We start from the raw sequence: 18,944 nt of genomic DNA on the forward strand, positions 1-18,944 counted from the left end.
CACCGCCGAGCCGCCCGACCGGCACCCGTATGCTCTGGCCCGGGCCCGGGCCCTGACCCGGGCGAGGGTCACGGTCCTACGGCCTACCGCGGGTCCTGACGGTTCAGCCGCAGCTTCCAGGGCGCCAGCGCCGACTCGACCTGCACCCCGATGCTCATCTTCGACGCGCCCTCGATCCGCTCCTCGAAGCGGATCGGCACCTCGCGGATCGTCAGGCCGCGCTGGACGACCCGGTAGTTCATCTCGACCTGGAACGAGTACCCGCTGCTCTGCACGGTCGGCAGGTCGATCGCCCGCAGGGTGCTCGCCCGCCAGGCCTTGAAACCGGCGGTGGCGTCCCGGACGCCCAGGCCGAGGATGGTGTTGACGTAGAGGTTGGCCCAGGCGGAGAGGGCCTTGCGGTGCCAGGGCCACTCCGCGGCGGTCGAACCGCCGGGCACGTAGCGGGAGCCGAGCACCACGGCGGTGTCGTCGGCCAGCAGGGCCTCGACCATCGCGGGTATCGCCGAGGCGGGGTGCGAGAGGTCGGCGTCCATCTGGACCACGACGTCGGCGTCCTCGTCCAGGGCCCGGGCCATGCCGGCCAGGTAGGCGCGGCCGAGGCCGTCCTTCTCGGTGCGGTGCAGCACGCCGACGGTGCCGCCGGACCCGGCGGCGAGCTTGTCCGCGATCTCGCCGGTGCCGTCCGGCGAGTTGTCGTCGACCACCAGCAGGTGCAGGCCCGGTACCGGGAGGTCCGCGAGAAGACCCGCGAGGACCGGAAGGTTCTCCCGCTCGTTGTACGTGGGGACGACGACAACGACCTTCGGGGAGGCCTCGACCATGTTCTGTTTCCCTCGTGCCCTTTCCGGCCGGCACCCGTGCCACGCCGGACGGTTGTCCTTGACGACCTGCGGTGGATGAGACCGTGTGAGTGTATCGGTGCGGCGGACGGTTCCTCGCCCCGGGTGACGGGCTGGGCACGGCCGGCCACGGCCCGGAAATCCGTTCGACCGCGATGCGTGCCCGGGGCGCCGCGCCACCGACCCGATCCGCCGGTCCGGGAAATTTCTTCGACGGTCCCTCACGGACGGTCCCTCACGGACGGCCCCTCGCCGACGGTCCCTCGCAGCTCCCGGCGGGCTACGCCCCGCCGTAGACGGTCGCGAGGTTGTCCCGGGCCGGGCGGGTCGGGCCGGCCGGGCCGGCGGCGAAGGCGCGCAGGACGTTCTCGGTGACCCGGCGGACCAGGTCCCCGGCCCGGGCGTCGATCCCGTGGTCGGCGCTGCCGCCGCCGGGCCCGTGCGCGTCCAGGGCCTCCACCCAGCGCATCGTCCCGGAGGCGAACACCCCGGCGCCGCCCGGCACGGTGTAGTACGCGGTGTCGGAGTGCGAGCGGCGGCCCTCGCAGACCACGGGGGAGTGCGCGATCACCTCGATCGGACGCGGGGTGGGGAAGGCGGTGTCCACCCGGTCGTACTCGACGCCGACCAGGTGCGGGAACGACGCACCGGCGGCGACGCCGGTGCCCTCGAACGCCCAGTGCTCCGGCGAGCCGACCACGTACGGGGCGTCCACCGGGTAGCCGTCGTAGATCACGCCGAGCATCGAGCTCTCCGGGTCGGCGCCCGGGCCGGCCCGGAAGTCGGTGGTCGCCGGGGCGCCGGCCTGGTGGCCCGGGTCCTGCGCCCACGCGTCCTTGTAGCAGACCACCGTCCGGTCCGGGCCCAGCTCCGAGGGCTCGAAGCGGACCCGGCGGAAGCAGCAATTGGCCCCCAGGACCGCCAGGTTGGTGCCGGCGTCGCGGGCCGCGACCACCTGGGCGCGCTGCTCGGGGGACCAGTACTCGTCGTGGCCGAGCGAGAGGACGGCGCTCGCGCCGTGCAGCAGTCCGGGCTCCCGGGCCACGTCGATCCCGGTGGTGTAGGCGAGCGGCAGCCCGAGCCGCTCGGCGAGCGCGACCAGCGGCGCCTCGTACACCAGGAACAGCCCGGCGCCGTGGTCGTAGTCGTAGGGCCGGTCGAAGACCACCCGCAGCGAGCGGGTGGCCAGACCGCCGGTGGGGCCGTTGTAGAGGCTGTACCCGCCCCACTCGTTGTACGCCTGCCAGGTGGCGGGGGCGCTCATCACGACCGTCCGCCCGGCGGTGGCGGCGGAGCGGACGGTCAGCGGGACGTAGCGCTGGCCGGAGCCGTCCTCGGCGTCCAGGCGCAGCAGGTAGGCGCCCTCGGGCCAGCCGGTGGTGTCCACGGCGAGGGTGCGCTGCCAGCCGGTCAGCACCGTCCTGGTCGCGGGGTCCACGTGCGGGGCGGGCTGCCGTCCGCCCGGGACGTGCTCACGGCGCCAGACCAGGCGGGCGCGGGCGCCGTCGTACCAGCCGGTGCGGTAGGCGGAGACGGTGAAGGCGGCGGCCGGGGTGGAGACGTGCAGGCCGAACTGCTCGCCCGGCAGCACGCTGACCCGGTCGGCGAAGCCCTCGATGGAGTCGGCGGGGCCGGGGTTGGTGATCTCCCAGTCGCGCGCACCGGGCAGGGACTGCTCTGGCGGGACGCCCACGTGCTGGGCGTCGGCGGTCGGAGCGGCGTCGTCGGGGGAGGGGCGCGGGGCGGGGCCGTCGGACGAGGACTGCGGGGCGGGGTCCGGGTGGCGGGTGCCGCAGGAGGCGGTGGCCGCCGCCAGCAGGCCCAGGCCCAGAATCCCCCGCCGACTCGGTTCCGCCACCGCTGCCTCCCTGCTGTCCGTCCTCGGCAAACCCGCACGCATCCGTCGATCGCGCGGACATCCTCGCCGGTTCCGGGCGGTGCGTGCGGCCCGCCGCGCCGGGACGGGCAGCACGGTGGGGCGCCGTCCGCCACCGCTGAGGGCCGTCCGGGGCACCCTGGCGTGTCCGGACGCGCTGCTCCCCGGCGGCACCGGTCCGGTCCCCTAGCCTGACCAGGCCCGCCGTCCGGCGGCCTTCGGGGGGCCGGAGCCGAGCGCGGCCGGCCGACTGGTGGACAGGGGTGCACGTGGTGTCGTCGGGTTCGGCCGATCCGGGGGTGGCACCCGCGACCCACGGCGCGAGGTTCCGGGCGTGGATGCTGGAAGGCCTGTCGGACATGGCCAAGCAGCACCCCGGCCCGCACGCCGAGGCGCCGCACGTCAAGGGCCAGCGCTGGTGGCGGGTGATGTGCCTGACCGGCCTGGACTACTTCTCCACGCTCGGCTACCAGCCCGGCATCGCCGCCCTCGCCGCCGGCCTGCTCTCGCCGCTGGCGACCATCGTGCTGGTGGTCGTCACCCTGCTCGGCGCCCTGCCCGTCTACCGGCGGGTCGCCCAGGAGAGCCCGCACGGCCAGGGCTCGATCGCGATGCTGGAGCGGCTGCTGTCGTTCTGGCAGGGCAAGCTCTTCGTGCTCACGCTGCTCGGCTTCGCGGCCACCGACTTCATGATCACCATCACCCTGTCGGCCGCCGACGCGACCGCGCACCTGGTGGAGAACCCGCACCTGCACAGCCTGCTGACCGGCAAGCAGGTGACGATCACCCTGATCATGGTGGCCCTGCTCGGCGCGGTCTTCCTCAAGGGCTTCAGCGAGGCGATCGGCATCGCCGTCGTCCTGGTCGCGGTCTACCTCACGCTGAACGTCGTGGTGGTGACCAACGGACTCTGGCACGTGCTGAAGGCCCCGCACGTCGTCGGCGACTGGACCGACGCGCTCACCGCCGAGCACGGCAACGTGATCGCGATGATCGGCGTCGCGCTGATCGTCTTCCCGAAGCTGGCACTTGGCCTGTCCGGCTTCGAGACCGGCGTCGCCGTGATGCCGCACATCGAGGGCGACCCGGACGACACCGAGGAGAAGCCCACCGGCCGGATCCGCGGCGCCCGCAAGCTGCTCACCACCGCGGCCGTGATCATGAGCTGCTTCCTGATCACCACCAGCCTCATCACCACCCTGCTGATCCCCGCGGACGCCTTCAAGGCCGGCGGCCAGGCCAACGGGCGAGCACTCGCCTACCTCGCCCACCAGAACCTCGGCAACACCTTCGGCAGCGTCTACGACCTGTCCACCATCGCCATCCTCTGGTTCGCCGGGGCCTCCGCGATGGCCGGGCTGCTCAACCTGATGCCGCGCTACCTGCCCCGCTACGGCATGGCCCCGCACTGGGCCCGCGCGGTGCGGCCCACCGTGATCGTCCTCACCCTGATCGCCTTCCTGGTCACCTGGCTGTTCGACGCCAACGTGGACGCCCAGGGCGGCGCGTACGCGACCGGCGTGCTGGTGCTGATCAGCTCGGCCGCCATCGCCGTCACCATCGCCGCCCACAAGTCGGGGCAGCGCCGCAGGACGGTCGGCTTCGCCGCGATCGCCGGGGTCTTCCTCTACACCACGGCCGTGAACATCGCCGAGCGGCCGGACGGCGTCAAGATCGGCGGCTGCTTCATCGCCGGCATCATGCTGGTGTCCTTCCTCTCCCGGCTCAAGCGGGCCTTCGAACTGCGCGTCACCGACGTGGTGCTCGACGTCGTCGCGGAACGCTTCGTCCGGGACTATATGCACCGCCCGCTACGGCTGATCGCCAACGAGCCGAACAGCCGGGACCTCGCCGAGTACCGCGACAAGATCCGCCAGATCCGCGCCGACAACGACATCCCGACCGAGGACGACCTGGTCTTCGTCGAGGTCACCGTGCTCGACCCGTCCGACTTCGAGGCCGAACTGACCGTGCGCGGCGAGGTGCTGCACGACCGCTACCGGGTGCTGACGCTGCAGAGCTCCAGCGTGCCGAACGCGCTGGCCGCCCTGCTGCTGCGGGTGCGGGACCTCACCGGGCAGCAGCCGCACATCTACTTCGAGTGGACCGAGGGCAACCCCTTCGCCCAGTTCCTCAGGTTCTTCCTGTTCGGCCAGGGCGAGATCGCCCCCGTCACCCGCGAAGTCCTGCGCGAGGCTGAACCCGACCGCAGCCGCCGCCCGGCCGTCCACGTCGGCTGAGTCCGGTTCGTCCTGGTCAGCGGCTCGGGTGGGACTTGGTCCAGGCCGGGGCGACGAAGGCCACCAGGGCGACGGCGAAGCCGAGTTGGAGAAGGTGCCGGATCCAGTCGATGCCCGAGGTGTGGCGGACGCCGATCCATCCGGAGACGGCGTTGCCGAGCCAGGCCCCGGCGGCACCGAGCAGCATCGTCAGCCACCAGGGGATCGACTGCGGCCCGCGCAGGATCAGCTTGGCCAGTACGCCCAGCACGAAGCCGATGAGCAGAATCCACAGGAGCTGGAACATCGCAGTCCACCTTCCGGGCGCGGCCGGACTGACACCGGTGCGCCGAATCGCCGAGACGCGGTTCGTCCCATGATCGCCCGGATCGGCCGAACGGGCACGTCGGGAGCCGACGCCGCAGCTCACCGGCCGCCGGGCTGGCCCGTCCGGCCCGGCATCGGCGGCGGTCAGGCGGTGCCCGTGCGGCGGGTGATCAGGGCGGCGAGGCCGTCGAGGATGCGGTCCAGGCCGAAGTCGAGGGCCTGGTCGCGCCCGTCCTCCCCGGTCATGGCGGCGGCCAGGGCGGGGTAGCGGTCGGCGTGCTGGTGCACCAGTGTGCCGAGGGCGGTGAGGAGTTCGGCTTCGGGGGAGCCGTCGGGCCCGGCGGCGCGGGACTGCTGGGCGATGCTGCGGACGTGTCCGGCGAGCAGGACGGCGGCGTCCATCCGCTCGGGGCCGGTCAGCCCGTGGCCGTCGAGGGCGGTCACCACCCGTTCCAGCCAGGTGAGTTCCTTCGGGCCCATCACCCGGGGGCCGACGGTGGCGTCGAGCAGCCACGGGTGGCGGCCGAACGACTCGGTCAAGTGGTGCGCCCAGGCGGTGAGTTGGGCCCGCCAGTCGTGGGCGTGCCGGTCCTGCGGGGGCTCGCCGACGGCGGCCTCGACCATCAGGGCGACGAGTTCGGCCTTGCCGGGCACGTAGCGGTAGAGCGACATCTTGGTGAAGTCGAGCAGCCCGGCGACCTTCTGCATCGAGACCGCGCCCAGGCCTTCGGCGTCCGCGATCTCGACGCCCGCCGCCGCGATCCGCTCCAGGCTGAGGGCCGGTTTCGGCCCGCGGGTGGGCTTGGCCGGGGGGCCCCAGAGCAGCCGCACCATGTCGTTCGCCGCCTCGCTCACATTCCGCTCCCGTTCCGGGGGTTGCTCGTCCGACCTAACTGCGTCTACCGTACACAGCAGCAAACAGTATCCACCGGACACAGTTTCTCGATCCTCTCGGACGGAGTGGTTCCCCATGAGCACCAAGGTCCTGATCTCGGGCGCGAGCATCGCCGGCCCCGCCCTGGCCCACTGGCTCGGCCGGTACGGCTTCGAGGTCACCGTCGTCGAACTCGCCCCGGCACTGCGCGGCGGCGGCCAGAACGTCGACTTCCGCGGCCGCACCCACCTGACGGTGCTGGAGCGGATGGGCGTCCTCGACGAACTGCGCGCGCTCGACACCGGCGGCAGCCCGATGACCTTCCTCGGCGCCGACGGCCGCCGACTCCTGCACCTGCCCGCCGAGTTCGCGGGCGGCGAGCTGGAGATCCCGCGCGGCGAACTCGCCCAGCTGCTGTACCGGCACAGCCGCACCCGCGCCGAGTACGTCTTCGGCGACTCGATCACCGCCCTGGAGGAGACCCCGAGCGGTGTGCGGGCCGCCTTCCGGCACGGCGCGCCGCGCGAGTTCGACCTGGTGATCGGCGCCGACGGGCTGCACTCCAACGTCCGCCGGCTCGCCTTCGGCCCCGAGCAGCGCTACGTCCGCCACCTCGGCTACTACGCGGCCACCTGGCAGTTCCCCAACGACCTCGGCCTGGCGCCCGGTTCGGTCGGCCTCAACGTCCCCGGCCGGCTCGCCTCGATCGGCGCCGACCACCGCGACCCGGCCCGCGCGGGCGCCTTCTGCCTCTTCGCCTCGCCCGAACTGCGCTACGACCGCCACGACCAGGAGCAGCAGAAGGCCCTGGTGCGGGACGCCTTCGCGGGCCTCGGCTGGGAGGTGCCGCGCCTGTTGGAGAGCCTGCGGCACGCTCCCGAGCTCTACTTCGACTCGATCAGCCGCGCCGACGTCCCCACCTGGTCCAGCGGCCGGATCGCCCTGCTCGGCGACGCGGCCTGCGGCGCCACCATCGGAGGCATGGGCACCGGCACCGCCGTGGTGGCCGCGTACGTCCTGGCCGGCGAACTGGCCCGGGCCCGCGGCGACCACCGCACCGCCTTCGCCCGGTACGAGCAGCTGCTGCGCGGCTACGCCGAGGGCTGCCAGAAGGGCGGGGACCGCACCGGCCCGTTCCTGGCGCCGCGCACCGCCACCGGCCTGCGGGTGCGCAACGGGCTGCTGAACCGGCGCTGGGTGCTGAACCGGATGCTGGAGCTCGGCAAGCAGGTCTCCAGCGTCGAGCTGCCGGACTACGAGCTGCCGGAGTACGCGGGAGAATCGGCCGGCCGGTTCAGTGCGGCGGGCTGATCCGGGCGCCGCCGTCCAGGGCCGCCTCCACCTGGACGGTCGCCCGGGCCGGGCGCTCGACGGCCAGCGTGTGGTCCGGGACGGGCCGGTCGGCGGACCAGTCCGGGCCCTTGACGGCGAGCCGGCTGACCCGCCGGCTGCCCGCCGCGAGCAGGAACTCCGCCCCCTGCGGGGAGCGCCACCAGGCCCAGCCGACGACGTCCTGCTCGAACCGGCTGCACGCCCGCCCCGGGCCGCCGCCGGTGCGCTGAGGGCCGCGGACGGACGGCAGCAGGACGGCGGTGGCGGCGCTGCCCTCACCGGTCCAGCGGTCGGCGCGCAGGCAGACCCAGGACGCCGAGCCCGCGTTCTGCGGCAGCGGCTGCACCGCGAAGGCCCACAGGTTGAGCTGCTTGACGCCCGGCGTGCCGTCGGGGACGGCGCAGCCCGCGCGGGCCCAGGCCAGCAGCGCGTCCTGGCCGGTGGCCTCGCGCGGCTCGCGGGCCGGCTGGGCGCGGTCCGGCGGCGGGGAGTAGGTGAGGTGCGCGGGGACGAGCCCGCCGAGGTCGGTCAGCAGGAAGGCGTGCTTCTCGGCGATGGTGGGGGAGGAGTGCAGCTGGAGCACCGTGGCGCCGTGGCAGTCCGCGAGCCCGCCCCCGGGGACCGCCGCCGTGACCCCGTCAGGGTGGTCCAACGGCCGCGCGGGGGAGTCGGGTTGGTCGATCCGGCGGGTCTCGACGGCGTCCACCCAGGGGGCCAGCAGATAGCGCACTGCGGTGCCCTGACGGCGCAGCACCACCGCGCCGGCCGTGGTCACGTCCGAGTCGTCGGCCCGGGCGAGGTCCAGGCCACCGTCGCGCCCGTCGGTGTAGCGGGCGAGCCGCCGGCCGTCGAACAGCACCACCAGGGCGGTGCCGTCGACCGTCCCGGCGAACAGCAGGGCCGGCGGGGCGACGGGCGGCGTGACGTCCACGCCCGGCTCGGCGCGGGTCTGCGGGCCGGGCCGCTCCCAGGCGGCCAGGGCGCGGCCGAGCAGCGCGCCGTCGTCGCGGCGGTCGCCGCGGGCGGGCCAGGCGGTGAAGTCGACCCGCGCGGTGTGCTGCCACCGGTCCGGCTCGACCCGGGTCAGGCGGGCCGGGTCGGCCGCGGTGCCGACCGGGGCGGACGCGGGGCGGGCCACGGGCGCGCCAGGCCCGGAGTCGGCCACCACGGCCGCCGTCGTGCTGAGTCCGAGCAGGCCGACCAGCAGCGCGGCGCTCCACGTCCGGCGGCGGCGCAGCAGGTCGGTGGGCTGGACCCTTACCGCGCACGGGTCGAAGGCGGGCGGCTCCGGGTCCGCCCCGGCGGTCACGCCGGCCGCCGCCGCGACGGCCTCCTCGGGGTGCGCGACCCCGGCCCGTCGCAGCGCCCCGGCCGCCTGCTCCGGCGTCAGCCCCTCCACCGCGCGCAGGGCGAAGGCCGCCCGGGCGGGGGCGTCGAGGGCCGCGAGCGCGTGGTCCAGCGCCGCGTCCTCCTCGCCGCCGTGCGGGGTGAACAGCCTCAGTCCCCAGATCCGGGGAGCGGGCAGCCGCCGCGCGGGGTGCGGCCGCAGCGCGGCGCGCAGCACCCGCAGGCGCAGTGCGGCGTACACCGGGTCCTCGTCCGCCGCCGGCGGACCGGCCGGGCGGGTCCAGCGGGAGGGCAGGGCGCGCTGGACGGTCGCGTGCGCGGCCAGCACCCGGCTGTGCCGGTCCCGGTCGGCGGGCAGCGCGAGGTACGCCAGCCGGGCCAGCCTGCGGTAGTGGCGCACCAGCGCGGCCTCGGCCTGGGCCACCGGGCGCGCCGCGGCGCCCTGCGCAGGCGATGCCGCGCCCATCGTCCGTCCTGCCAACGTGCCCTCCCCGGATGCCGTGCGTGCTGTCGTGGTGGACGGTCCAACGAGTCGATCATGTGATGGTTGCGCCGTCCGGGTCACCGGGTCGGTGGGTCACCGGGTCGCGGGGTTCGTGACTCGGTGGTCTCGGCGGGGCGGCGGGCGGGCGGTGGTTCGGCGCGGTGTCGGATCCGCGTTCGGCGGGCGGGCCCAAGGTCCCACCCGTTCAGCCCCTTGGCCCCTGGCGGCCCGTGCCGCCGGGCGCGATGCTGCCGGTACCGGCCGGGACGATCCGCGCCCGGCCGCAAGAGTGTCGTGGACGAGGTGAACCGGCGTGCGGCATGCCACCGTCGAATCAGTGATGACCAGCCCCGTGGTCCGGGTCGCGCCCGAGACCGGCTTCCGGGAGATCGTCGCGCTGCTGACCGAGTACGACATCACCGGGGTGCCGGTGGTGGACGCGGAGGGGCGCCCGCTCGGGATCGTCTCCGAGGCCGACCTGCTGCGCACGCTGGCCGCGCAGGAGGATCCGGGCGCGCTGCTGCCCGCCCCCGAGGCGGCGCAGGCCGGCCCGGGCGGTTCCGTGACCGCGGCCGACCTGATGACCGGGCAGCCGGTCTGCACGACCCCCGGGACCAGCGTGGTCGCGGCGGCCCGGCTGATGAGCCGGCACGGGCTGAAGCGGATGCCGGTGCTGGACGAGGACGGGCGGGTGACCGGCATGGTCAGCCGCGGGGACCTGCTGCGGGTCTTCCTGCGCGAGGACGTGGTGATCCGGCGGGAGATCGTCGAGGAGGTGCTCGGCCGGATCGAGGGGGTGAGCCCGGCGGAGATCGGCGTCGAGGTCGATCAGGGCCGGGTGGTGCTCAGCGGTACGGTGCCCGAGCCGCACCTGGTCCCGATCGTGCTCAACCTGTGCCGCTCGGTGGACGGCGTGGTCTCGGTCACCGACCGGCTCGGCGCGGGCGGGGCGGCCGCTCCGGTGGGCTGATCTGTCGATCCGTCGATCCCGAGATCCGTCGATCCTGCGATCCGACCGCTGCGCGCTGCTCCGGCCCGGGCGTCCCGCTCCGCATACTGCGGAGCGTATCGGGTAACTCACCCTGTGTGCCTGGCGGGTCGAACTGCCGGGGCTCCGGAGCACAGGGGAGGCGGCCGTGGCGGTCGTGTTCGACGCGGACTTCACTTCGACCAGACAGTGGACCGCCGGGCGCAGCAGTGCCTACCCCCGGATGGGTCCGACCAACCGGAGCGACCACAAGCTCGACTACCTCGGCCGCGGCTACTGCCCGGGCGGCGTGTTCAGCGCCACCCGGCGGCTCGTCGGCGGGCTCTGGACGTGCAACCTGCTCACCACCGAGGGCAGTCCGGACGGCTTCCAGGCCCGCACCGGCGACCAGCTGTCGGCGCGCATCACGCTGCCCGTCGGGCTGGGCGCCTGGCCGGCCGTCTGGACCTGGCGGAACGGCGGCAACGAGGTCGACCTCTTCGAGTACCACCCGGACCACCCGGACCTGTTGGAGTTCTCCAACCACGTCCGGGGCGGGTACCGGTACTGGCACGGCGCCGGCTCGGGGATCGCGCCCGGGGCGACGTTCGACCTGCGGGTCGTGCTCGGCGCGAACTCGGTGGACTGGTACGTCGAGGACGAGCTGGTCTACGCGGACCTGCACGGGGTCGGCCCCGGCTGGCAGGCGTACCTGATCGTCAACCTGTCGGTCGCGGACGGCACGTACCACGACCGGCCGCCGTTGCAGGGGCCGGACCGGCTCAGCTGGGTCTGCCACAGCCTTCAGGTCGAGCGCTGAGCGCGTCCCGCCTCACGGGGCGAAGGTGGCGGTGACCGGGCCGCGCGGGCCGGAGCGCTGGAACCAGACCGTCCGGCGGTGCGCGCCGATGTGCGCGGGGTGGGCCACGTACAGGTCGTCGCGCGGGGCGCGTTCGTTGCCGGGGGCCAGGGCCGCGTCCACGGCGCGTGCGGCGATGGCGTGCAGCAGGGCGGTGGCGGTCGCGTCGGCCGCGGGCGGTGCGATGGCGAGCGCGGTGAGTTCGGCCCAGAGCGCGGTGGAGACGTAGCTGATCGGGGAGTGGCCGAGCGCGGGGTGGGGGCGGTGGTCCCCGTGGCGCCGCAGCACCCCGGCCGCGACGAGCTGCTCGGGTGAGCGGTCGTCGGCCGGCGGGTGGTGGTTCATGGGCGGCAACGCTACCCCGGTGGGCCGGGCGCTGAGCGCCGGAACGTTTTCTCAGGCTTTCTTCAGGGCGCTTCGGTCCGGTGCGGGCGCACGATGGTGGTGAGGCGCTGGTCACCTCGGCGGGCCCCGGCTGCGGGGCCGGAGGAGGAGGTCCCGATGAGGTACTGGCACGGACACGGCCACGTCCTGGGTGGCTGGGGCATCGGCGTGATGGCGGTCCTGACCCTGCTGGTCCTGCTGGTGCTGGTGCTCGCCGCCATCGCCCTGTTCCGGTACCTGTCGCGGTCGCGCCGCCCGCTGCCGCACGGCCCGGCGGGTCCGGGCGCGACGGGTCCGGGTCCGGGCGTGGGCTCGGGCTCGGCGGCTTCGGGTGCGGCGGGGCCGGGGTGGGGCGCGCCGCACGGCGCGGCGGCCGGGCCGACGCCCGAGCAACTGCTCGCGGAGCGGTTCGCACGTGGCGAGATCGACACCGAGGAGTACCGGCACAGGCTCGACACGCTGCGCTCGGCGAACGGGCCGGGTGGCGGCTGAGTCGGGGTGCGGACGGGCCCGCCACACGGTGGTGCGTGTGGCGGGCCCGTCCGCGGTGCCGGCCTGGTCGGCGTAGGCGTAGCCCGTTCGGCCTACTCGGCGTGCGTGGCCTGCCGGTCCTATTCGACGACCAGCTCGACCGGGATGTTGCCGCGGGTGGCGCGCGAGTACGGGCAGACCTCGTGCGCCTGCTTGACCAGCCGCTCGCCGGTCCCGTCCGCGAGCGCCTCGGGCAGTTCGACGCGCAGCACGACAGCCAGGCCGAAGCCGGCGCCGTCCTTGCCGATGGACACCTCGGCGGTGACCGAGACCTCGCTGGTGTCGACCCGGGCCTGGCGGCCGACCAGGCCGAGGGCGCTGGCGAAGCAGGCCGCGTAGCCGGCCGCGAACAACTGCTCGGGGTTGGTGCCCTGGCCGCTGCCGCCGAGCGCGGGCGGCATCGCCAGCGCGAGGTCCAGCTGCCCGTCGGAGCTGACGGCGCGGCCCTCCCGGCCGTTGGCGGTGGCGGCTGCGGTGTAGAGCGCGTCCATGGTCGGTTCCCTTCGTGTGTTCCGGCGGCCGCCCGGGCCGCCCTCTCGGGATAAGTAGAGCACGCAATTCAATTGCGCACAACTAAATGGCGTGAGGGTGATCGGTACCATGGAGCCATGACCACGCTCCCCGGCATGGCGGACGAGGAACTGCTCCGCCTCGACCAGCAGATCTGCTTCTCGCTGAACGCGGCCTCCCGCGCCTTCGGTGGCGTCTACCGGGTGCTGCTGCGCGACCTCGGGCTCACCTACCCCCAGTACCTCGTCCTGCTCGTGCTCTGGGAGGACGGCGACCTGCCCGTCAAGCGGATCGGCGAGCGCCTGCGGCTCGACTCCGGCACGCTCTCCCCGCTGCTCAAGCGGCTGGAGGCGGCCGGACTGGTGCGGCGCGAGCGCAGCCCGGAGGACGAGCGGTCGGTCACCGTCAGCCTCACCGCCGAGGGCTCCGCCCTGCGCGAGCGGGCCGGACAGGTGCCGCGCCGGCTGTTCGACGCGACCGGACTGCCGGTCGAGGACCTGGCCGCGCTGCGCGTACTGCTGGAGCGGGTGACCGCCGCGCTGGACTCCGCGGTGGTGGAGCCGGCGCCGTAGTCGCGGCACCCGACCTGTCAAGTCGGGCGGCCCGGGGCCTGTGACGTGGGTCACGTGCGTCTCGGTCCCGGACTCCTGTCGGGGTCGAACCGGCAGGTCAGCGCCGGTTTTCGAAAGTGAACGGAAACGGTCGCCAATTGTCCGCCCGATCCGGTCAACAACCCGGGCCGCCCGGACGGTTACACCACGAGCCCCCAGGGGCCGTCGGCGTGCCACCCGGTGGGCCGGCCAGCTGACCCACGAAAGGGGGGCGCGTGTGCTGAACACCCCCGGGCCGGGCGAGAAGCGGGACCTGCGGGCGGACCCGCTCGGCGCGCTGCCGGCCGACTTCGAGGCCTTCTTCACCCGCGAGCACCCGGGCTACCTCCGGTACGCCCAGCAGCGCCTGCGACATCGCGAGGACGCGCAGGACGCCGTCCAGAACGCGGGCGCCACGCTCTACAAGAACTGGCGCCGCGCCCTGGCCAGCGCCGACCCGCAGGCCTTCGCCTTCAAGATCGTCAAGGACGCGGTGGTGGACCTCCTGCGCGAGCGCCGCCGCGCCGAACGCAAACGGCTGCGCGTCATCGCGCAGCGCCGGCCCGACACCAGCCAGGACGAACTGGACCAGCTCGCCGAACTCGACGCGCTGGACTGGGCGATGGAGGAACTCGCGCGCGCCGCCCCGGTCCAGGCCGACGTCGTCCGGCTGCGCCAGGCGGGCCTGTCCTACCCGGACATCGGCCGCAACCTCGGCATCGCGCACACCACCGCCCGCACCTACTACAGCCTCGGGCGGCGCCACCTGGAGTACCTGCTGGAGCAGCCGGACGACGGGCAGGCGCCGTGAAGGTCACCGAACTGCTGCGGGCGGACGCCGCCCTGCTGGAACACGAGTTCCGCGACCACGACCCGGCCGCCTTCACCCGTCGGCTGGCCGAGCGGCTCGCCGCCGCCCGTCGGCCCGCGCCGGCCACCCGCGAACGCCCGGCCCGCCCGCCCGCGAACGCCCGGCCACCGCACGCCTTCGGCGAGCCCCCGTGGGCCGGCGGCCGGACGGAGCTCCGACGCGACCTGCGGCACCTGTGCGCCACCGTGGCGGGCGCGGTGGAACCGGGCGAACTGGCGCTGGACCTCGAACTCGCCGAGAAGACGGCCTTCCGCACCCTCGGCTGCCTGCTCTACGGGATGGGCCGCACCGCGGACGGCGTCTTCTGGTGGCGGATCGCGACGCAGTACGGCGACCAGCTGGCCGTGCACTGCCTGGCCGTCCACTACGCGGCCGAGGGCGAGACCCGGGACGCGGCCCGCTGGGCCGCCCAGGCCGAGGACCTCAGCGGCCCCGGCCACCTGCCGGCCCTGGCCCCGGACGCCGGGCCGGGCGGCGCCGCGCAGTTGGCGCGGGTACTGGCCGAGCGCTACGACGGCGAGATCCTGCTGACACTCAGGGACGTGCTGGCGGTGCGCCCGGGGGCGGACGGCGGACGGCTGGGCCTGCGGTCGGTGCGGGGGAGAGGAGTGGTGCGCATCCGGTGAGCCCGGGAGGTGGGGCGCTGGTGGGCGGGGGCTGTGGTGGCGCGGGGCCCGGGGCCGGTGGCGCTGACGGCGGGTCGGTCGCCGAGGGCCGGCTCACGCGAGCCCCGTGATGGCGTCGCCGACGTACTCGGCCCCGATCACGGCCAGCACGGTGGTCGTGATCGCCGTGCTGTGGGTGGCCAGCCAGGCCTTCCACTCCCCGAGGGTCCGCGCCGAGCGGTCCCCGCGGAGGAGGTGGACCACGAGCGGAAGCAGCGTGCACAGCGAACCGATCAGCACCATCAGCGCGGCGGCCACCACCCTGCCCCCGACCCCGGCCGTACTGGCGGCGATCGAGGCCGCGCCGCCGACGGCCAGCGCCAGGTTCTTCGGGCCGGCCGTGACCAGGGCCGCCGCGAGACCGGCCGACCGGCCCGCGCTGAAGCGGCCCACCTCCCGCATCCACCTCGGCGGCGCGGTGACGTGCCCCGCGCGGGGCCGGTCGCGCCACTGCTTCCAGGTCATCAGGACGAACAGGACGCCCAGCGCGAGCTCCAGCCAGTACGGCCAGGCCGGCCGGCCGCCACCCGGACCCAGTGCGCTGCCCGCCGCCACCACGACCGCCACCACCGCCGCCAGGCCGGCCGCCCAGCCGGCCGCGAAGGCGAGCCCGATGGTCCGCCCGCGCGGTGCGGCCAGCATCAGGACCACCGCGACCAGCGCCGGCGGGCTGATCGCGATGCCCACCGCCGACGCCAGCATCGAACCGACCGCCTCGCCCATCCCGCTCCCGCCTCCTCGCCGTCGCCCGGGCTCGCCCGGCGCAGCCGCCGTCCGGGCCCGTCCGGTGGAGCCGCTGCCCGGGGCGTCCGGTGAAGCCGTCGCCCGGGGCGTTCCGTGAAGCTGTCGCCCGGGCCTGCTCCGCCGGGCACACGTCTGCCCCATTCAGCTACGCCCGGGGCCGCCGTGCACGGCCGGGGCCGCTGTGCGGGTGAGGTCCGGAGGGCTCGGGCCAGGAACGGCCGCAGTTCGCCCGGAACCGCCGAGGGCCGCCGCACCGGTGTGGTGCGGCGGCCCTCGGCGGTGGTCACGGCAGCGGATCAGTCGTTGCCCGACTCGATCGCGGCGCTGTCGAGCGCGGTGGACTTGGCCGCCAGCGCCTCGGCGTCGGGGCCGGCGGCGGCGATCGGTGCCGCCCCGCCGGGGGCCAGCTCGCCGATCAGGCCGCTCCACGGCGCCAGCTGGCCGTGCACCGCGTACTGCTCCAGCTTGCTGCGCGAGTCGGCGATGTCGAGGTTGCGCATGGTCAGCTGGCCGATGCGGTCGTCCGGGACGAACGCGGCGTCGACGCTGCGCTCCATGGACAGCTTCTCGGGGTGGTAGCTGAGGTTCGGGCCCTGGGTGTCGAGCACCGAGTAGTCCTGGCCGCGGCGCAGTCGCAGCGTGACGCTGCCGGTGACCGGCTGGCCGACCCAGCGCTGCAGGCTGTCGCGGAGCATCAGCGACTGCGGGTCGAACCAGCGGCCCTCGTACAGCAGCCGCCCGAGCCGACGGCCCTGGGTGTGGTAGGTCGCGACGGTGTCCTCGTTGTGGATCGCGTTGAGCAGCCGCTCGTAGGCGGTGTGCAGCAGCGCCATGCCGGGGGCCTCGTAGATGCCGCGGCTCTTGGCCTCGATGATGCGGTTCTCGATCTGGTCCGACATGCCCAGGCCGTGGCGCCCGCCGATCCGGTTGGCCTCGTGCACCAGCTCGACGGCGTCGGCGAACGACCGGCCGTTGATGCGGACCGGACGGCCGAACTCGAACTCGATCGTCACGTCCTCGGTCTGGATCTCGACCGCCGGGTCCCAGAAGGCCACGCCCATGATCGGGCTGACGATCTCCATCGAGGTGTCCAGGTACTCCAGCCGCTTGGCCTCGTGGGTGGCGCCCCAGATGTTGGCGTCGGTGGAGTAGGCCTTCTCGGCGGAGTCGCGGTACGGCAGGTCGCGCTCGGAGAGCCAGGCGGACATCTCCTTGCGGCCGCCGAGCTCGGTGACGAAGCGCTGGTCCAGCCACGGCTTGTAGATCCGCAGGCTGGGGTTGGCGAGCAGGCCGTAGCGGTAGAACCGCTCGATGTCGTTGCCCTTGTAGGTGGAGCCGTCGCCCCAGATCGAGACCTCGTCCTCGCGCATCGCGCGGACCAGCAGGGTGCCGGTCACGGCGCGGCCGAGCGGGGTGGTGTTGAAGTACGTCTGCCCGGCGGAGCGGATGTGGAAGGCACCGCAGGCGAGGGCGGCCAGGCCCTCCTCGACCAGCGCCGCCCGGCAGTCGACCAGCCGGGCCTGCTCGGCGCCGTAGGCGCGGCCGCGGGCCGGGACGTCGGCGAGGTTCGGCTCGTCGTACTGGCCGATGTCGGCCGTGTAGGCGTAGGGGACGGCGCCGTGCTCGCGCATCCACGCGACGGCGACGGAGGTGTCCAATCCACCGGAGAATGCGATGCCGATCCGTTCACCGACCGGCAGCTTGCTCAAGACCTTCGACATGCATGCACCCTTGACCCGCGAGGCGCGGGCTCCTGACTTAGCGACGTGTGAGGGGATTCGGCGTATCCGATGCCCGCACTCTGGCATAGGTTTGCAGAGTACCGCAAGAGCATACGATCGGCTCGGCGAGGGGTGGCTGCTCCTGCTGCCGCCCCCCCGCCGTGGTCGATCGGTGGTCGCCTGGCCTCAACCCGGCTGTCTCCCAGGTGCGTTGGGTGCCGGGTGCCGGGTGCCGGGTGCTGCGGGAGGGGAGTCAGGTGGCGCCGTCGGCGTCCGGCCCCTGGGCGCGCAGGCGGCGGACGTTCTCCAGCGACTCGCGCAGTTCGGTGAGCCAGGTGTCGGAGTGGCTCTGCACCAGGCGGACACACCAGGCGAGCGCCTCGCTGCGGCTGCGGGCGACGCCCGCCTCCACCAGGGTGTCGAGCACCTGCCGTTCGGGCTGGCGCAGCCGGGTCATGACGGGGGCGGAGACGGTGGTGAACATGCTCCTCAGGTCGCCGCACTCGGCGCCCCAGGAGACCTTGCGGCCGTAGCGGCGCTCGGCCTCCCGGGCGACGGCGATCCGGGCGTCCCTGGTCCGGTCGCGGAACTCGGCGATCCGGCCCTCGGACGCCGCTTCGCGCTCGGCGTCCGAGGCCGTCCGGTCGAGGGTGGGCTCGGTGATGCGGCCTACGACGGTGATCTCCTCGCGGTCCGCGGTGATCTCGACGAGATCGGTGAACAAGTCGGCGGGGAGGCGGCCGGTGAACCACCCCCGGAGCTCTTCGGGTGAGGTTGTAATCATGTAATCAGCATTACTCGGGGTGGGGGTGATCGCAAGACTCTGGGGAGGAGCGCCGGGAGGAGCGCCGGGAGGAGCGCCGGAGGAACGTCGGAGCGCCGTCAGTGTGTGGCGGAGACCGGAACCCGGGCCCGGGCCCGCGCCCGGCTGCGCAGCCAGGGCATCTGGGCGGCCAGTGCGCCGAGGCCCAGCGCCACCAGGTGCCCGGCGTCGGCCAGTTGCTGGTCCAGCGCCCAGGCCACGGCCAGCCCCAGCCCGAGCGCAGGCAGCCCGAACCGGCGCAACGGGGCCGGGCCCAGGGCCAGCAGGCAGCCGGCGGTGCCGACCAGGCCGTAGCTGATCCCGACGTCACGCGCCCGGGACAGCGCCCCAGGGATCCGGACGGTGAGCATCACCCACATGGCGCCCTCGGTGAGCAGGGTGGCGCCCAGGTGCCCGAAGACGAAGACCGCGCCGGCCCGGGCCGGGCCCCAGCGCCACTCCGCCAGGCCCAGCACCACGGCCACCGCCGCGATGCCCGCCCAGGCGGGAACCCCGTCGACCACCAGCCCGCTGGTGAACATCGTCCACCACTTGCCGACCTCCATGTGGTGGACGTTGCTGCTGTTGTGCCGGACGAACCGGGCCCGGGCGCCGTGGCTCTGGCCGGCCAGCCAGCAGGCCGTCGCGGTCAGCAGCAGCACGTACACCGTGGTCAGCCGCAGTCGCTCCGCCACGCGCAGCGCCGGATGCCGCGCGCCGGGGCCGGCGTCGATACCCGCAGGTGCGGTCGTCGTGCCGCGCTCGCTCATCGTGCCCGTCGCCCTCGCTGTGCGGTCCCGGTGGTGCCGCCCGGCAGCCCCCGGCGGCCCGTTCCGGGCGGTCAGAGCGCCAGCGTACGCCAGCCCCGGGGGATCTCCTCGCGGACCGAACTCGCGTTCGGTGCCTGGGCGCTCGGGGCCGGTGCGTAGTCGGTGCGTAGTCGGTGCGTAGACCGTCCGCGAGACCCGGTCACTCGAAGGGCGCACCGCGTGGGCGCGC

19 protein-coding genes are annotated in these 18,944 nt (G+C 74.4%); 8 read left to right on the forward strand and 11 right to left on the reverse strand.

Annotated features, from left to right (window positions below):
- Positions 1–83: 83 nt before the first annotated feature.
- Both ACFVTF_RS25160 and ACFVTF_RS25165 read right to left on the reverse strand, forming a co-directional pair.
- The gene (locus ACFVTF_RS25160; protein WP_371522310.1) at positions 84–824 is read right to left on the reverse strand and encodes a polyprenol monophosphomannose synthase; all 741 of its coding nucleotides are present in this window, start codon (positions 822–824) and stop codon (positions 84–86) included.
- Between the two features lie 298 nt (positions 825–1,122).
- Positions 1,123–2,700 carry a N,N-dimethylformamidase beta subunit family domain-containing protein gene (locus ACFVTF_RS25165; RefSeq protein ID WP_387816677.1) on the reverse strand — a complete coding sequence of 526 codons (1,578 nt, stop codon included), beginning with the start codon at positions 2,698–2,700 and terminating at the stop codon, positions 1,123–1,125.
- 356 nt (positions 2,701–3,056) lie between these two features.
- On the opposite strand from ACFVTF_RS25165, the gene ACFVTF_RS25170 reads away from it, so the two are divergent.
- Positions 3,057–4,958, forward strand: coding sequence for an amino acid transporter (locus ACFVTF_RS25170; RefSeq protein ID WP_371522314.1), 1,902 nt, complete (start codon positions 3,057–3,059; stop codon positions 4,956–4,958).
- Between the two features lie 16 nt (positions 4,959–4,974).
- On the opposite strand, the gene ACFVTF_RS25175 is transcribed toward ACFVTF_RS25170, so the two are convergent.
- Together ACFVTF_RS25175 and ACFVTF_RS25180 are read right to left on the reverse strand one after the other, a co-directional pair.
- A complete protein-coding gene (locus ACFVTF_RS25175; protein ID WP_350882685.1) occupies positions 4,975–5,244 on the reverse strand; it encodes a GlsB/YeaQ/YmgE family stress response membrane protein in 270 nt (89 codons plus the stop codon).
- Positions 5,245–5,408: 164 nt separating this feature from the next.
- The gene (locus ACFVTF_RS25180; RefSeq protein WP_387816796.1) at positions 5,409–6,098 is read right to left on the reverse strand and encodes a TetR/AcrR family transcriptional regulator; all 690 of its coding nucleotides are present in this window, start codon (positions 6,096–6,098) and stop codon (positions 5,409–5,411) included.
- A 136-nt stretch (positions 6,099–6,234) separates the two neighbouring features.
- Here ACFVTF_RS25180 and ACFVTF_RS25185 point away from each other — a divergent pair, with 136 nt between their 5' ends.
- Positions 6,235–7,449, forward strand: coding sequence for an FAD-dependent monooxygenase (locus tag ACFVTF_RS25185; RefSeq protein WP_387816679.1), 1,215 nt, complete (start codon positions 6,235–6,237; stop codon positions 7,447–7,449).
- On the opposite strand, the gene ACFVTF_RS25190 is transcribed toward ACFVTF_RS25185, so the two are convergent.
- A complete protein-coding gene (locus tag ACFVTF_RS25190) occupies positions 7,433–9,283 on the reverse strand; it encodes a hypothetical protein (protein WP_387816681.1) in 1,851 nt (616 codons plus the stop codon). The two genes, ACFVTF_RS25185 and ACFVTF_RS25190, sit on opposite strands and share 17 nt — an antisense overlap.
- A 358-nt stretch (positions 9,284–9,641) precedes the next feature.
- Here ACFVTF_RS25190 and ACFVTF_RS25195 point away from each other — a divergent pair, with 358 nt between their 5' ends.
- Positions 9,642–10,271, forward strand: a complete 630-nt coding sequence (locus ACFVTF_RS25195) for a CBS domain-containing protein (protein WP_387816682.1) — start codon at positions 9,642–9,644, stop codon at positions 10,269–10,271.
- A 166-nt stretch (positions 10,272–10,437) separates the two neighbouring features.
- On the forward strand, positions 10,438–11,088 hold the full coding sequence (locus ACFVTF_RS25200; RefSeq protein ID WP_387816684.1) for a beta-glucanase: 651 nt from the start codon (positions 10,438–10,440) through the stop codon (positions 11,086–11,088).
- A gap of 12 nt (positions 11,089–11,100) precedes the next feature.
- Here the strand turns inward: ACFVTF_RS25200 and ACFVTF_RS25205 are convergent, their stop codons facing one another.
- Positions 11,101–11,472 carry a hypothetical protein gene (locus ACFVTF_RS25205; RefSeq protein WP_371522326.1) on the reverse strand — a complete coding sequence of 124 codons (372 nt, stop codon included), beginning with the start codon at positions 11,470–11,472 and terminating at the stop codon, positions 11,101–11,103.
- Positions 11,473–11,628: 156 nt separating this feature from the next.
- Between ACFVTF_RS25205 and ACFVTF_RS25210 the strand changes: the two genes are divergently transcribed.
- Positions 11,629–12,003: a hypothetical protein gene (locus ACFVTF_RS25210; protein ID WP_387816686.1), complete on the forward strand. Its 375-nt coding sequence runs from the start codon at positions 11,629–11,631 to the stop codon at positions 12,001–12,003.
- Positions 12,004–12,122: 119 nt separating this feature from the next.
- Here the strand turns inward: ACFVTF_RS25210 and ACFVTF_RS25215 are convergent, their stop codons facing one another.
- A complete protein-coding gene (locus ACFVTF_RS25215) occupies positions 12,123–12,533 on the reverse strand; it encodes an organic hydroperoxide resistance protein (RefSeq protein ID WP_387816688.1) in 411 nt (136 codons plus the stop codon).
- Positions 12,534–12,650: 117 nt separating this feature from the next.
- Here ACFVTF_RS25215 and ACFVTF_RS25220 point away from each other — a divergent pair, with 117 nt between their 5' ends.
- The 3 genes from ACFVTF_RS25220 to ACFVTF_RS25230 all read left to right on the forward strand — a co-directional run bounded on the left by ACFVTF_RS25220 (position 12,651) and on the right by ACFVTF_RS25230 (position 14,639).
- Positions 12,651–13,124: a MarR family transcriptional regulator gene (locus ACFVTF_RS25220; RefSeq protein WP_363582623.1), complete on the forward strand. Its 474-nt coding sequence runs from the start codon at positions 12,651–12,653 to the stop codon at positions 13,122–13,124.
- Between the two features lie 256 nt (positions 13,125–13,380).
- A complete protein-coding gene (locus tag ACFVTF_RS25225) occupies positions 13,381–13,953 on the forward strand; it encodes an RNA polymerase sigma factor (RefSeq protein ID WP_371522333.1) in 573 nt (190 codons plus the stop codon).
- Complete coding sequence (locus tag ACFVTF_RS25230; RefSeq protein ID WP_387816690.1) at positions 13,950–14,639, forward strand: hypothetical protein; 690 nt, start codon at positions 13,950–13,952, stop codon at positions 14,637–14,639. The genes ACFVTF_RS25225 and ACFVTF_RS25230 overlap by 4 nt, the downstream gene beginning before the upstream one ends.
- A 93-nt stretch (positions 14,640–14,732) precedes the next feature.
- Here ACFVTF_RS25230 and ACFVTF_RS25235 read toward each other — a convergent pair whose 3' ends face one another.
- The 4 genes from ACFVTF_RS25235 to ACFVTF_RS25250 form a co-directional block, all read right to left on the reverse strand.
- Positions 14,733–15,401 carry a GAP family protein gene (locus ACFVTF_RS25235; protein ID WP_387816692.1) on the reverse strand — a complete coding sequence of 223 codons (669 nt, stop codon included), beginning with the start codon at positions 15,399–15,401 and terminating at the stop codon, positions 14,733–14,735.
- Positions 15,402–15,718: 317 nt separating this feature from the next.
- Positions 15,719–17,143, reverse strand: coding sequence for an argininosuccinate synthase (gene argG, locus ACFVTF_RS25240; protein WP_371522338.1), 1,425 nt, complete (start codon positions 17,141–17,143; stop codon positions 15,719–15,721).
- Positions 17,144–17,396: 253 nt separating this feature from the next.
- Positions 17,397–17,927, reverse strand: a complete 531-nt coding sequence (locus ACFVTF_RS25245; protein ID WP_387816694.1) for a hypothetical protein — start codon at positions 17,925–17,927, stop codon at positions 17,397–17,399.
- 98 nt (positions 17,928–18,025) lie between these two features.
- Positions 18,026–18,715 carry a rhomboid-like protein gene (locus ACFVTF_RS25250; RefSeq protein ID WP_387816696.1) on the reverse strand — a complete coding sequence of 230 codons (690 nt, stop codon included), beginning with the start codon at positions 18,713–18,715 and terminating at the stop codon, positions 18,026–18,028.
- Positions 18,716–18,944: the final 229 nt, after the last annotated feature.

Origin of the sequence: Kitasatospora sp. NPDC057940 (genome assembly GCF_042887425.1) — a bacterium.
Classification (GTDB): Bacteria; Actinomycetota; Actinomycetes; order Streptomycetales; family Streptomycetaceae; genus Kitasatospora.

What these genes read in the sequence shown, in the direction of transcription:
- ACFVTF_RS25190 (WP_387816681.1), bottom strand. Translation starts at nt 9,283, where the DNA reads ATGGGCGCGGCATCGCCTGCGCAGGGCGCCGCGGCGCGCCCGGTGGCC.
- ACFVTF_RS25180 (WP_387816796.1), bottom strand. Translation starts at nt 6,098, where the DNA reads ATGGTGCGGCTGCTCTGGGGCCCCCCGGCCAAGCCCACCCGCGGGCCG.
- ACFVTF_RS25175 (WP_350882685.1), bottom strand. Translation starts at nt 5,244, where the DNA reads ATGTTCCAGCTCCTGTGGATTCTGCTCATCGGCTTCGTGCTGGGCGTA.
- ACFVTF_RS25160 (WP_371522310.1), bottom strand. Translation starts at nt 824, where the DNA reads ATGGTCGAGGCCTCCCCGAAGGTCGTTGTCGTCGTCCCCACGTACAAC.
- ACFVTF_RS25245 (WP_387816694.1), bottom strand. Translation starts at nt 17,927, where the DNA reads ATGATTACAACCTCACCCGAAGAGCTCCGGGGGTGGTTCACCGGCCGC.
- ACFVTF_RS25250 (WP_387816696.1), bottom strand. Translation starts at nt 18,715, where the DNA reads ATGAGCGAGCGCGGCACGACGACCGCACCTGCGGGTATCGACGCCGGC.
- ACFVTF_RS25210 (WP_387816686.1), top strand. Translation starts at nt 11,629, where the DNA reads ATGAGGTACTGGCACGGACACGGCCACGTCCTGGGTGGCTGGGGCATC.
- ACFVTF_RS25235 (WP_387816692.1), bottom strand. Translation starts at nt 15,401, where the DNA reads ATGGGCGAGGCGGTCGGTTCGATGCTGGCGTCGGCGGTGGGCATCGCG.
- argG (WP_371522338.1), bottom strand. Translation starts at nt 17,143, where the DNA reads ATGTCGAAGGTCTTGAGCAAGCTGCCGGTCGGTGAACGGATCGGCATC.
- ACFVTF_RS25215 (WP_387816688.1), bottom strand. Translation starts at nt 12,533, where the DNA reads ATGGACGCGCTCTACACCGCAGCCGCCACCGCCAACGGCCGGGAGGGC.
- ACFVTF_RS25185 (WP_387816679.1), top strand. Translation starts at nt 6,235, where the DNA reads ATGAGCACCAAGGTCCTGATCTCGGGCGCGAGCATCGCCGGCCCCGCC.
- ACFVTF_RS25220 (WP_363582623.1), top strand. Translation starts at nt 12,651, where the DNA reads ATGACCACGCTCCCCGGCATGGCGGACGAGGAACTGCTCCGCCTCGAC.
- ACFVTF_RS25170 (WP_371522314.1), top strand. Translation starts at nt 3,057, where the DNA reads ATGCTGGAAGGCCTGTCGGACATGGCCAAGCAGCACCCCGGCCCGCAC.
- ACFVTF_RS25205 (WP_371522326.1), bottom strand. Translation starts at nt 11,472, where the DNA reads ATGAACCACCACCCGCCGGCCGACGACCGCTCACCCGAGCAGCTCGTC.
- ACFVTF_RS25195 (WP_387816682.1), top strand. Translation starts at nt 9,642, where the DNA reads ATGACCAGCCCCGTGGTCCGGGTCGCGCCCGAGACCGGCTTCCGGGAG.